The organism is Streptomyces sp. NPDC005899, assembly GCF_040629645.1.
Classification (GTDB): Bacteria; Actinomycetota; Actinomycetes; order Streptomycetales; family Streptomycetaceae; genus Streptomyces.
The window spans coordinates 26,651-38,987 of sequence record NZ_JBEXWB010000028.1 but is presented as its reverse complement, the minus strand read 5'-3'; the positions used below and the strand labels follow the sequence as shown (position 1 = coordinate 38,987).

Annotated in this window: 10 protein-coding genes; 5 read left to right on the top strand and 5 right to left on the bottom strand. The window is 74.1% G+C overall.

Going from position 1 to position 12,337, the window contains the following annotated elements; translation table 11 throughout:
- On the top strand, positions 1–1,120 hold a 1,120-nt coding region (locus tag ABZ371_RS06225; protein WP_358674217.1), incomplete at its 5' end, for a maleylpyruvate isomerase N-terminal domain-containing protein.
- A gap of 63 nt (positions 1,121–1,183) precedes the next feature.
- Here the strand turns inward: ABZ371_RS06225 and purU are convergent.
- Both purU and ABZ371_RS06215 read right to left on the bottom strand, forming a co-directional pair.
- Entirely contained in the window at positions 1,184–2,086 is a 903-nt protein-coding gene (gene purU / locus ABZ371_RS06220; protein WP_358674214.1) for a formyltetrahydrofolate deformylase, read from the bottom strand.
- A gap of 28 nt (positions 2,087–2,114) precedes the next feature.
- Positions 2,115–2,561 carry a hypothetical protein gene (locus ABZ371_RS06215; RefSeq protein ID WP_358674228.1) on the bottom strand — a complete coding sequence of 149 codons (447 nt, stop codon included), beginning with the start codon at positions 2,559–2,561 and terminating at the stop codon, positions 2,115–2,117.
- Positions 2,562–2,735: 174 nt separating this feature from the next.
- On the opposite strand from ABZ371_RS06215, the gene ABZ371_RS06210 reads away from it, so the two are divergent.
- On the top strand, positions 2,736–4,004 hold the full coding sequence (locus tag ABZ371_RS06210; RefSeq protein ID WP_358674211.1) for an ABC transporter substrate-binding protein: 1,269 nt from the start codon (positions 2,736–2,738) through the stop codon (positions 4,002–4,004).
- Positions 4,005–4,197: 193 nt separating this feature from the next.
- On the opposite strand, the gene ABZ371_RS06205 is transcribed toward ABZ371_RS06210, so the two are convergent.
- Both ABZ371_RS06205 and ABZ371_RS06200 read right to left on the bottom strand, forming a co-directional pair.
- Positions 4,198–5,769 carry a hypothetical protein gene (locus ABZ371_RS06205; protein WP_358674208.1) on the bottom strand — a complete coding sequence of 524 codons (1,572 nt, stop codon included), beginning with the start codon at positions 5,767–5,769 and terminating at the stop codon, positions 4,198–4,200.
- Between the two features lie 159 nt (positions 5,770–5,928).
- Complete coding sequence (locus ABZ371_RS06200; RefSeq protein WP_358674205.1) at positions 5,929–7,311, bottom strand: transcriptional regulator; 1,383 nt, start codon at positions 7,309–7,311, stop codon at positions 5,929–5,931.
- 276 nt (positions 7,312–7,587) lie between these two features.
- On the opposite strand from ABZ371_RS06200, the gene ABZ371_RS06195 reads away from it, so the two are divergent.
- From ABZ371_RS06195 to ABZ371_RS06185, 3 genes are read left to right on the top strand one after another with little or no spacing between them, the layout of a single operon-like run.
- Positions 7,588–8,265 (top strand): bifunctional DNA primase/polymerase, encoded by a 678-nt coding sequence (locus ABZ371_RS06195; protein ID WP_358674202.1) that lies wholly within the window; start codon positions 7,588–7,590, stop codon positions 8,263–8,265.
- A gap of 38 nt (positions 8,266–8,303) precedes the next feature.
- Positions 8,304–9,128: an ABC transporter ATP-binding protein gene (locus tag ABZ371_RS06190; RefSeq protein ID WP_358674199.1), complete on the top strand. Its 825-nt coding sequence runs from the start codon at positions 8,304–8,306 to the stop codon at positions 9,126–9,128.
- Complete coding sequence (locus ABZ371_RS06185; protein WP_358674196.1) at positions 9,125–10,771, top strand: transporter; 1,647 nt, start codon at positions 9,125–9,127, stop codon at positions 10,769–10,771. The genes ABZ371_RS06190 and ABZ371_RS06185 overlap by 4 nt, the downstream gene beginning before the upstream one ends.
- A 113-nt stretch (positions 10,772–10,884) precedes the next feature.
- On the opposite strand, the gene ABZ371_RS06180 is transcribed toward ABZ371_RS06185, so the two are convergent.
- Positions 10,885–11,778, bottom strand: coding sequence for an alpha/beta hydrolase (locus ABZ371_RS06180; RefSeq protein ID WP_358674225.1), 894 nt, complete (start codon positions 11,776–11,778; stop codon positions 10,885–10,887).
- Positions 11,779–12,337 lie beyond the last annotated feature (559 nt).

Below are 12,337 nucleotides of genomic sequence, written 5' to 3'. Positions count from 1 at the left end.
GGCCCGTGAGCCGGTCGCGGCCCTGCCCCACACGGTCCTCGCCTCCCTCCTCGGTGCCTGGGCGCTGGCCGCCTGCTCCACCGAGGAGACGGCGGCGGTCGAGGAGCACCTGACCTCCTGCGCCCCGTGCGCCGACGAGGCGCTGCGGCTGCGGGACGCGGTGGGGCTGCTGCACACCGACGGCAGCCTGGATCTGGACCCGATGCTGCGGGCCCGGGTGCTGGAGACCTGCCTGGGCCGCCGGCCGGCGCGCGTCCCCGTGCCGTCCTGGGCCGCTCCGTACGACGCCGAGACCGCCAGGCTGGACGCGCTGCTGCGGGACATCAGGGACTCCGAGTGGCACGCTCCGGTCCGGCTGAAGTGGTTCGAGGGCGAGCGACCGGTCGGCCGCAGGACGACGGTGGCCGGAGTGATCGGGCACCTCATGACCGTCGACGGCCTGGTCTCCGCGGCCCTCGGCCTGGACGACCCGCTGGGGAGCGGTGACAAGCCGCCGACTCCGACCTCGCGCACCGAGAGCTGGTGGGCGGCCCGTACCCGGCCGCCCACCAGGGCCGTCCGGGACCCGTGGCGCGACCAGAGCCACACGCTCGTGCGCACGGTCTCGTTCGCCGGCCGCGGGGTGGCGGAGCTCTCGGTACCGTACGGGGACTTCGCCCTGCCGCTGCGGGACGCGCTCCTGGAGCGGGCCTTCGAGTGCTGGGTCCACGGCGGCGACATCGCGGACGCCGTGCACTACCCGTACGAGCCGCCGGCCGCCGCCCACCTGCACGGGATGATCGACCTGGCGGCCCGGCTGCTGCCCGCCACCCTCGCCGGGCGCCGCCGCACGGGCCTGGCCGCACCGGCCCGGGAACTGGCGACGGCCGGCTCCCCGGGGCGCTCGCTGCACCTGGAGATCGAGGGACGCGGCGGCGGCGACTGGTACGTCCCGCTGGACTCGCCGGCCGCCGTGGGCTCCCCGGGTCACGCGGTGGCGCAGGTGGCGCTCGACGGCGTGGAGTTCTGCCGGCTCGTCGCCGGGCACGTCCCGCCGGAGGAGGCGGCGGCCGGGCAGGAGGGCGACCGCGAGGCCATCCGCGACGTGCTCTTCGCCGCCGCGTCCCTCAGCAGACTGTGACCACGAGGCCGGCGAGTACGCGGCCCGCGCGCGCGGCCCGCCGGCGCCGGCCCGGTGCGCGCCCTACGCGAAGACCACCGTGCGACGGCCGTTGAGCAGGATGCGCCGCTCCGCGTGCCACTTCACCGCGCGCGCCAGGGCCTGGCACTCGACGTCGCGGCCGACGGCGACTAGCTGGTCGGGGGTGACGCCGTGGCCGACGCGCTCGACCTCCTGCTCGATGATCGGCCCCTCGTCGAGATCGGCCGTCACGTAGTGCGCGGTCGCGCCGATCAGCTTCACACCGCGCGCATGGGCCTGGTGGTAGGGCTTCGCACCCTTGAAGCTCGGCAGGAAGGAGTGGTGGATGTTGATGATCCGGCCGCTCAGCTGCTTGCACAGGTCGTCCGACAGCACCTGCATGTAGCGGGCGAGCACCACCAGTTCGACGTTCTCCGCGCGCACCAGCTCCAGCAGCCGCGCCTCCGCCTCCGGCTTGTTCTCCCGGGTGACCGGGATGTGCCGGAAAGGGATGCCGTACGAGGCGACGAGCTCGGCGAAGTCCGTGTGGTTGGAGACGACGGCCACGATCTCGACGGGCAGCGCGCCGATGCCGGACCGGAAGAGCAGGTCGTTGAGGCAGTGCCCGAACTTGCTCACCATCAGCACGACCCGCATCCGGTCCGCGACACGGTGCATCTGCCAGTCCATCCGGAACGCGTCCCCGATGGCGGCGAAACTGGCCCGCAGCTTGTCCAGGTCCACCGTGGAGCCGGCCGAGAAGTGGACGCGCATGAAGAAGAGACCGGTGTCGTGGTCACCGAACTGCTGGCTGTCCTCGATGTTGCAGCCGGTCATGAAGAGGTAACTCGACACGGCGTGCACGATGCCCTGTTTGTCGGGGCACGAGAGCGTGAGGACGTACTGCTCGGCGGCGGCGTCCGAGGCAGCGGCGGGAACGGGTTCGGCAGGCTGCGGCGCGGTCATCCCCGTAGGGTGCCACACCACCCGCGGGTCAGGCCGAACCGGTCATCATGCGGAGCACGTCCAGGGAACGCGGCGGGATGTCGGGGTCCTCGCCGTCGTTGCCCGCGAGCGTCACGTGGGCCTCGCGTGCGGCCAGGACGGCCTCCGGCCAGCCCGGGTGTTCCAGGTAGGCGGAGACGGGTGCGTCCGCGCCGACCTGGTGCATGATGCGCAGCACCCGCAGGGCGGCGACGTCCACGAGGGCGGCCTCGGCGGAGTCCCGGAAGATCGTGCCCACGTACTTCTCGGCGGACCAGTTGTCCAGCCAGGTGTCCTCGACCAGGCGGTACACGGCGTCGGTGACGTCACCGTACCCTTCCTGGCCGGGCAGCCAGCACTGCTGGTGGAAGACGGGGTCGGAGAGCATGTGCAGCGCCGAGCGCACGTTGCTGCGCCAGCGCCACCACGGCATGTCGTTGAGCGGCATGCCGCCCATGGTGGAGGAGCGACGGCCGCGACGGGAAGAGTTCTCCGAACCTTGCTGCACGATCGTCGATCGTACGTTCCCGTCCGGCGGTGACGCACGGCCCCCCGGAATTCACCCGTGCGTCACCGGGTGTCGAGGGGGACGCACCTCGGCGTTACGGGTGACGCGCGAAGGTCCATGCTCATGACCGGATGGCGACGCCTCAGCTCCCCCCGCACTCTCAGGCTGCCGACATGCGCGGCGGTGGCCGGCGCGCTGCTGGCCGGGTGCGGCGTCCTGCCCGGGACGCCGGGGGATGCCAGGGAGCCCGTCACCGTCATGACCTGGGCCCCCGGCGCGTCCGGCGCCGAAGCGGTGAACAGGGCGGGCATACCGGCCATGGCGCGGACCTTCGCCGCCTGGGTCAACGAGCGGGGCGGGATCGACGGGCACGAGCTGCGGGTGCTCACCTGCGACGAGGGCGACACCGCGACCGGCGCGTCGCGGTGCGCCCGCCGGGCCGTCGACGCGGACGCGGCGGCCGTCGTCGGCTCCTACAGCCGGCACGGGCGGGCCTTCCTTGCCCCGCTGGAAGCGGCCGGCATCCCGTACATCGGGGGCTACGGCGCCTCGGCCGACGAGTTCACCAGCTATCTCTCCTACCCCGTCAACGGCGGGCAGCCGGCGCTCGTCGCCGGCAACGGTGAGCAGCTGGCCGCGCGGTGCGACCGGGTCTCCCTCGTCCGGCCCGACTCGCTGGTCGGCGACAGCATGCCCGGCCTGCTGGACAGCAGCCTCACCCGGGCCGGCCTCCCCTCCTCCCACGACATCAGGGCGCAGGAGGGGGCCACCTCGTACGACGCCCAGGCGGCCGAGGCGCTCGGCCACGCGGCCGACGGCTGCGTGACGGCCGTGCTCGGCGGGGGGACGGAGACGTTCTTCGACTCGTTCCGCCGCCTCGAACCGGAGGGTGGCCGGGTACGCGTCTCGTCCGTGCTCGGCAGCATCGGGCAGCCGCTGATCGACCGCACGGGCGGGCGGAACAGCCCCTTCGAGGGGGCCTACGTCACCGGCTGGTACCCGGAACCCGGGGACGCCCGCTGGGCGCCCATGCGCCGGGTGATCGGCGACTTCGCGTTCGGTGACAACCGGATCGACCCGCAGGACACCGGTGTGCAGACCACCTGGATCGCGTACACGGCGCTCAAGGCGGTCGTCGAGGCGATGGACCGGCCGGAGATCACCGCCGGCGGGATCAGCGTCAGCCTCAACCGCGGCACCGAGGTGGACACCGGCGGACTCACACCCGTCCTGCGCTGGCGCTTCAAGGACATGGTCGGCACGGCCGCGTACTCGCGCATCGTCAACGGGCAGGTCACGTTCCAGGTGGTGCGCCGGGGGCGGCTGGTCGCCGAGAGGAAGGGGTTCGTGGACGTCACGGAGACGCTGGTGGACGCCCGCCGCGGGCGCTGACACCCGGGTCGCGACCGGGCGCCGGACCACGGCGGCGGGGGCCTCCGCCCCGAACGGGGCCCGGGGCCCGGAAGAGGTCTGCCGATCGTGGCGTCCGCCGCTCGTGGGCGCCCGGACACGGCTCCGGGGGCACGGTCTCCACTGAGGCCTCCGGACGCGGGCCACCGCGCCGGAGTCCTTCGGGCCGCCGGGCTCAGAGCTGCTGGGGGGTCCTCCTCGTCAGCCCGTACTTCTCCGCGATCGAGTTCCAGAGGCCCGAGGCCTGCTGCTTCGACCGGGTGGCCTCACCGCTCGACGCCTCCGCCCTGGCCGTCTCGTCCGTCGACCGCGCCTTGCCTCCCTTGCACACCTTCTTGCCGTTCTTGGCCTGCCTCGCCCACGCCGCGTAGTGGTCGTCGGCCTCGGCCGACGCGTGCCAGGCCTTCGTCAGCGAGGACTTCAGCTCCGCGTTGCCGGGGAGCCGGTCCACCGCGATCCCCTCCAGCCGGGTCACCAGTTCGCGGCGCTGCGTGGCGGCGCCCGCCAGATCGGCGGCCGCCTGGTCGAGCGCCGTACAGCCCTTGATCTTCTCCACGGCGCCGATCACCGCCGCACGGCTGTTGTTACTGTCGGCGAGCAGCTTGTCGAGCGCCTCCGCCTGCGGCTTCGCGGGGTCGGCCGGCGCCTGGGCGGTGGGGTCGGCGCCGGGCGAACTCTGGGAGGCCACCGGCTGCTTGTCGTCTCCGGAGGTGTCGTCGCCGCCGCTGAGCAGCGCGCCGGCACCGAGGCCGATGACGGCGCAGCCGACGACGACGGCGGCGATCAGCGGGATGTGCGCGGACCGGCGGCGCTGCGGTTCCCGCCCGAGGTCCCCGGGATCCTGCTCGCCGTGCGGGCCCTGCGGCCCCGCCCGGTAGGGCTGGGGAGCGGGCTGCGGCCGGCCGTGCGCGCCGGGGTGCGACTGCTGCGGCGGCCGGCCCTGCGGCGGCTGCTGGGGACCGGCGCCGAAGCGGGGCATCTGCTGGGTGGCGCCCGCTGGTTCCGCGTCGCGGAAGAGGCTGTCGAACTCCGCGGGGGGCTGCCGGTCGCCCGGGGTGCCCGGCCGGATGCCGTACGGGGCGCCACCCGGCACCGGCGGTATGTGCTGGGTCGCGTCGGCGTCACCCGCCGGGCCGGGCCCGCCCTGGTGCCCGCCGGACTCCGCCCGGCTCCCGGGCGGCAGGCCGCCGGGCCCCTGGCCACCGGGGACGGGAGCGATGTACTGCGTGGCGTCGGCGTCCCCGCCCGGCACCCCGCCGGGGGTGGCCTCGGGCGGCAGCGGCTGCCCGTACTGCTGGTGCTGCGCAGGCCCGGGTCGCTGGAACCGCTGCCCGTACGGGTCCTGCTGGTACGGGTCCTGCTGCGACGCGTAGGCCTGCTGGTAGGGGTCCTGCTGCGGCGCGTACGACTGGTGCGGGCCGTGAGACTGCTGCGGCGGGTACGGCTGCTGCTGCGGGGCGTAGGACTGCCCCGGCGCCTCGTACGCCCCGGGCTGCGGCGCGTACGGGCCGGGCAGGGGCTGCTCGGGGGGCAGTTGTCCCGGTGGCGGGCCGGCCGGCCGGGCGGCCTGCGGCCCCCAGGGCTCGCTCCACGGCTGTCCGCCCGCGGGGACGGCTCCGTCGGGCGGCGGGCCCCCCGCGGGCCCGTCCGGGGCCCAGGCACCACCCTCCGCGGGCAGCACGACACCTTCGTGCGCGGGCCGTACAGCAGGGAGCTGCTGCTCGTCACCCTGTCCGCTCTGCGTCACCGGGACTCCTACGTGTCAGCCAACGGAATCGTCGGCTCACGCTATCGGGTGGCCGCCGCCCCGTGCCAAGCGCCCATGAGCACTCACCCACCCTTCACACCGCGGACGGCACCGGGCACCCCTGCGGCGCCGGACCCGGTCCGGCCGCCCTCTCCCAGGTCAGGCGGCCGCCAGTTCCAGCCGGGCACCGAACTCGCGGACCGCGGGCTCGTCCCCGTACGGCGCCAGCCGCTGCTGGAGGTCGTCGAGGTACTCGGCACCCCGGCTGGAGCGCACCGTGCCCAGCAACTCCACGGCCCGCAGGCCCGTGTGGCACGCCTCCTCCACCTCGCGCCGTTGCAGCTGCGCCGTGGCCAGCAGCACCAGGCCGATGCCCCGGCGGCGGGTACGCGACGCCGGCAGGGCGGCCAGCGCCTCCCCGGCCCGCCGCGCGGCCGGCTCCGCCTGCCCCAAATCCCGGTGGCAGTGCGCGAGTTCGTCCGCGAGGTAACCGGCGTCGAAGTGGGCGATCCACGCCGGGTCGTCCCCGCTCTCCGGATCGCTCCGGTCCAGGGCCGCCGACGCCCGGGCGGCCACCACCTGGAAGGTGCGGTCGTCTCCCATCAGGGCGTGCCCCCGGGCCTCGGCCGCGTGGAACATGGCCTCGGCACGCGGGGTCACCCGCCCCCGGGTGCCCTCCTGCGCCGCCCGGGCCAGCTGGGCGATCTCCCGCGGGTTGCCGAGCTGCGCGGCGAGGTGGCTCATGGACGCGGCGAGTACGTACCCGCCGTACGCCCGGTCCCCCGCGGCCTGGGCCAGGCGCAGGGCCTGGATGTAGTACCGCTGGGCGAGACCGGGCTGGCCCGTGTCGACGGCCATGTAACCGGCGAGCTCGGTGAGCCGGGCGACCGCGCCGAACAGCTCCCGGCCGACCGACTCCCGGTACGCACCCGAGAGGAGCCCGGACACCACGCTGTTGAGGTAGTGCACGAGGACGGGCCGCACGTGGCCACTGCCGAACCGGTGGTCCAGGTCGACGAGCGCGGCGGTCATCGCGCGCACCGCCTCCACGTCCGGCATCCCGACCCTGGCCCCCGCCGTGCGCGTCACCTGCGGATCCGCGCCCGTGATCAGCCAGTCACGGCTCGGCTCGACCATGGCGGAGGCGGCGACCGCCGACCCCGCCAGGAGGTCGCGGCGGCCCACGTCGCTGCGCCAGAGCTCGCAGACCTGTTCGATCGCTCCGAGCACGGTGGGGGCGAACCGCAGGCCCACTCCCGAGGCCAGGTTCTTCCCGTCGGCCATGCCGATCTCGTCGATCGTGACCGTACGGCCGAGCTTGCGGCCCAGCGCCTCGGCGATGATCCCCGGTGCCCTGCCGCGTGGTTGCTGTCCGCGCAGCCAGCGGGCCACGGAGGTCTTGTCGTAACGGAGGTCGAGTCCCCGCTCGGTCCCGACCATGTTCACGCGGCGGGCGAGACCCGCGTTGGAACAGGCCGCCTCCTGGATGAGCGTCTGGAGCCGTTCGTTCGGCTGGCGGGCGACGAGAGGCCTGGCTGCCATGTTTCCCCCTGGGACCGCAGTGACCGGTGGAGGGATCACTGCCCGGCGCTTGCACGAGAAATGCGCATATTCGGTATCGGGGACGGGAGTCGGCGGGTCGGAGCGCCCCGCGACAAGCGTCTTGGCACAGTCCTGCAAGTGGTTACCCGGACTCGGGGGCGGTGCCGCACGCGCGCCCCCGTCCATGCACCTGTGCGCCCCGTGTGCGGACCCGATCCACCGCCACGGCCCACTGTGCGCCCGTAACCCGTGGTTTCGCCAGGAGTTGGGCCGGTCGTGGAAGAGCCCATCGGAGTGACGGACGCCGCCCGGTTCCCCCAGCAGCGGGGTGAGCAACTGCTGGGCGCGGCCGCGCGGTATGCGGAGGAACGGCACTGGGACGTGGTTCCCGGCACCTGGCTCGAGGCGGTGGAGGGGGGCGAACGCTGCTCGTGCGGGGACCTCGACTGCCCCGCCCCGGGCGCCCACCCCACCGGGCCCGACTGGGCGGGCCGGGCGACCGGCAGCGCCGCGGCCGCCCGGCGGATGTGGTCCGGGCAGCCCGGGTCGTCGGTCCTCCTGCCGGCCGGCCGCGCCTTCGACGCCCTCGACGTCCCGGAGTCCGCGGGTTTCCTGGCCTTGGCCCGGATGGAGCGGATGGACCTCACGCCGGGTCCGGTGATCCGCACCCCGGACCGCCGGATGGTGTTCTTCGTCCTGCCCGGCGGTGCCGCGAAGTCCTGCGACCTGGCCCGCCGGCTGGGCTGGGACGCCGCGGCGCTCGACCTGGTCGGCCGGGGCGAGGGCCACTACGTGGCGGCGCCCCCGACCCGCGTCGGCGGGCGCGGAGCCGTCCAGTGGGCCCGCCGCCCCACCCACGCCAACCGCTGGCTGCCGGACGCGCGGAAGCTGATCAGCCCGCTCGCCTACGCCTGCGCACGCGAGGCGGCCGACGCCCGGGCCCGCGTTTCGTAGGGTGGTCCCCACACGTGGGGATATCGAAAGGCAGTGCCATGCCGGACCAGTCGGACAACACGCGCGAAGCGGACGAGACCGGCGGGACACCGGCGCCGCCACCCGCCGTCCTGATACGAGGGCTGTGGAAGCGGTTCGGGGAGCAGATCGCGGTCGGCGGCATCGATCTCGAGCTGCCGGCGGGCAGGTTCATCGGCCTGGTGGGGCCCAACGGCGCGGGGAAGACAACCACGCTCTCCATGGTGACCGGGCTCCTCAGGCCGGACATGGGCAGGATCGAGATCGGTGGCCACGACGTGTGGCGCGACCCGGTCGAGGTGAAGGCCCGGATCGGCGTGCTCCCGGAGGGCCTGCGGCTCTTCGAGCGCCTCTCGGGCCGGGAACTCCTCGCCTACACGGGGCGGTTGCGGGGTCTGCCGGGCGCCGAGGTGGACAAGCGGGCCACCCAGCTGCTGGACGTCCTGGACCTCGCCGGCGCCCAGCACAAACTGGTCGTGGACTACTCGACCGGGATGCGCAAGAAGATCGGCCTGGCGGCGGCCCTGCTGCACAATCCCGAAGTCCTGTTCCTGGACGAGCCGTTCGAGGGTGTGGACCCGGTGTCCGCGCAGACCATCCGGGGTGTCCTGGAGCGCTACACCCGGTCCGGCGCGACGGTGGTCTTCTCGAGCCACGTGATGGAGCTCGTCGAGTCCCTCTGCGACTGGGTGGCCGTCATGGCCGCGGGCCGTATCCGTGCGCACGGCACGCTCGCCGACGTGCGCGGCGAGGCGTCCTCGCTCCAGGACGCCTTCCTGGAGCTGGTCGGCGCGAACACCCGGGACACCGGGCAGTCCCTGGACTGGCTGGGCGGTGCCCGATGACGGTGCTCGGCACCCCCGTGGACGCCGCCGTACCGGCGGTGCGGGGCCAGGGCCTCGTCCCCGTGTTCGTACGGCTCAAGCTGACCCTGCTGCGCAACGGCCTACGCCAGTCGTCCGGGCGGCGGGCCGCCTACGTGGCCTCCCTCGTCGTCACCCTGCTGTTCGCGGCGGGCCAGGTGATCGGCCTGGTCGCCCTGCGCGGCCACGCACAGGCGGGCACCCTGGTGATCCTGCTGACCGCCGTGGTGGCGCTGGGCTGGGCGGTGATGCCGCTGTTCTTCCCCAGCGGCGACGAGACCCTGGACCCGAGCCGGCTGGTGATGCTGCCGCTGCGGCCCCGCCCGCTGATCGGGGCGCTGCTGGTCGCCTCGCTGATAGGCATCGGCCCGCTCTTCACGCTGGCCCTGGCCCTCGGCTCGGTGATCGCGGTGGCCCACGGTGCGGCCGCGGTGGTGGCGGGCGTGATCGCCGTGCCGCTGACGCTGCTGATCTGCCTGGCGCTCGCCCGGTCGGTGGCCACGGCCAACATCCGGCTGCTCAGCTCGCGGAAGGGGCGCGACCTCGCGGTGCTCAGCGGACTGGTGATCGCGGTGGGCATCCAGTTCGTGAACTTCGGGGCCCAGCGCCTGGGCCGGGCGGGCGGGCTCTCCTCCCTCGAACCGGTCGCGGACGTGGTGCGGTGGCTGCCCCCGTCGTCGGCGCTCGGCGCGGTGGCGTCCGCCTCCGACGGCGCGTACGGGAGGGCCGCGGGGCAGCTGCTGCTCGCGGTGCTCGCCCTCGCGGCGCTGATGTGGCTGTGGCAGCGGAGCCTGACGAAGCTGATGACGTCACCGGACGGCTCCACGATCGCCGCCGCCGGCCCGGCCCGCGGACGCGCCTCGGGACCGGAACGCTCCGGGTTCCTGGCGCTGCTGCCCGAGGGACGCACGAGGACGGTGATGCAGCGGAGCCTGCGCTACGTCGCCCGGGACCCGAAGACCAAGGCGGCCTGGGTGACGGCGCTGGCGATCGGCCTGATCGTGCCGGTGCTCAACGCCGTGCAGGGGGCGGGGTCGGTCTACATCGCGTCGTTCGCGACCGGGATGCTCGGCATGCAGATGTACAACCAGTTCGGCCAGGACACCTCGGCCTTCTGGATGGTGGCTCTCTCGATCTCCTCCACCCGGGACGCCTACGTGGAGCTGCGTGCCCGTGCGCTGGGCCTGCTGGTGATCACGCTCCCGTACACGGTGCTGGTGACCGTGGTGACGGCGGCGGTACTCGGTGACTGGTCCGGGCTGCCGGGGGCGCTGGGGCTGTCCTTCGCCCTGCTCGGCGCGATGCTGGCGACGGGGGCGATGGCCTCGGCGCTGACCCCGTACTCGATCCCGCAGGAGGGTGCGTTCAAGAACGTGGCCCCGGGGCAGGCGGGGCTCGCCTGGGTCTCCATCCTCGGCGGGATGGTCGCCGCCGCGCTGATCAGCGCGCCCGTGATCGGACTGGTGATCTGGCTCCACGTGGCGGACCACCAAGGTTGGCTGTGGCTGCTGCTTCCGGTGGGAGCGGTGTACGGGACGCTCGTCGGCTGGGCGGGGGTGCGGCTGGCCGCGCCCCGCACGGCGGACCGGCTGCCGGAGATCCTCGCGGCCGTCAGCAAGGGCTGAGCCGCCGGCCGGGCGGCGGACACGGCCGGGCGCAGGGCGCCGGCACCCGGCCCGGGCCCGGCGTCCGGCCCTTGCCCGGCGTCCCGCCCGGACCCCGGCCGGGAGCCTCCGGGTCAGGGGCTGACGGGCTCCCGGTCGCCGTGGACGTCCTCGGCGAGCTGTTCCAGGAACGGCTCCACCGCCGTGCGCCAGCCCTCCGGCTGGTCGTAGTGGATGAGGTGGCCGGCGTCCGCGACCTCGGCGTACTGTCCGCGCGGCAGCACGCGGACCATCTCCTGCGCCTCGGCCCGGCCCAGCTCCCCCTCGATCCCGCGCAGGACCAGCGTGGGGCACCGCACCTGCGCGAGCTCGTCCCAGTGGGCGTCGTGGACCCAGGTGGCCCGTGACGCGAGCATCTGCCGACGGGAGAAGACGGGACGCCACCCGTCGGCGGACTCGGCCATCACCTCGGCGAAGAACTCACCGCGGGACGGGTTGGGGCGCTCCACCCAGGGATCGTCCTCGCCGAACCACTTCCGCACCTCGGCGAGCGTGGCGAAGGGCAGGGGCCACGAGTCGAACCAGTCCTCCCACTCCCGCTGCGAGGCCGCCCCCAGAGCGGAGGCCCGCATGTCGCAGATGACCAGCGCCTTGACGAGGTCTGGACGCTTCGCGGCGAGCTGCCAGGCGGTGAGCGCGCCCATCGAGTGCCCGATGAGGGTGACGGGAGCGAGATCGAGCTGCTCGATCGCCGCCTCGACGTCGGAGACGTACGCGTCACGGGTGTAGGGGCCGTCGGCCGGTTTCCCGCTGCGGCCGTGGCCGCGCTGGTCCAGCCCCACCGGGCGGTGCCGCTCGGAGAGCCAGCGGGCGGGAGAGGCCCAGTGCGCGGCCCGGCCCATCAGCCCGTGGAGCAGTAGGACGCCGGGCGCCCGCTCGGCCCGCGTACGCCCCTTCGGCACATCGGCGAACTCCCAGGCCGCGAGGCGGACGCCGTCGGAGCCGGTCACATCAACGCGCCGCACCATAGGTTCGGGCACCCCCTTCGGGTTCTCGGTCATCCCGTAGTCGCGTCCGCCAGACTATCGAACCTTTATTCGAAAACCGGGTTCCGGCTCGTAACACCCCACGTTCGAGTGACAGACGTTCAGGATTGACGACCGCCTCCGGGGGGAGATCTTCATCGGGGAGCGGACCACTCGGGGACAGGGGTCCGCAGGGACTGACTTCGAGAGCTCGGGGCTCCAGGTCAGAGCAGGGGAGGACCGGCCCCGGCACCCTCAGGTGCCGGGGCCTTCTCCTTGCTCCGGGGCCGGTCGGCCGGTCCGCGTCCGTGACCGGAGGGGCGGCGGGGCACCCGGCACCCGCTCCGCGGCGCACGTGCCCCTGCGACGGGCGCATTCCCCGCTCCCTCCCCGGCCGCGCGGCAGCCGCTGCCGGCCCTCAGGTCATATGCCTGGCCACAGCCTGGCACGCGATTCGCCCGGGCGCTGCGATTCCGGACGGAAAACAGAAAGCGGTCCGTATCCGGTCACTTCTGCACGTGCATCTGCACCGGTGTCTGCAACTGCAACCTCCGTGCGGCGC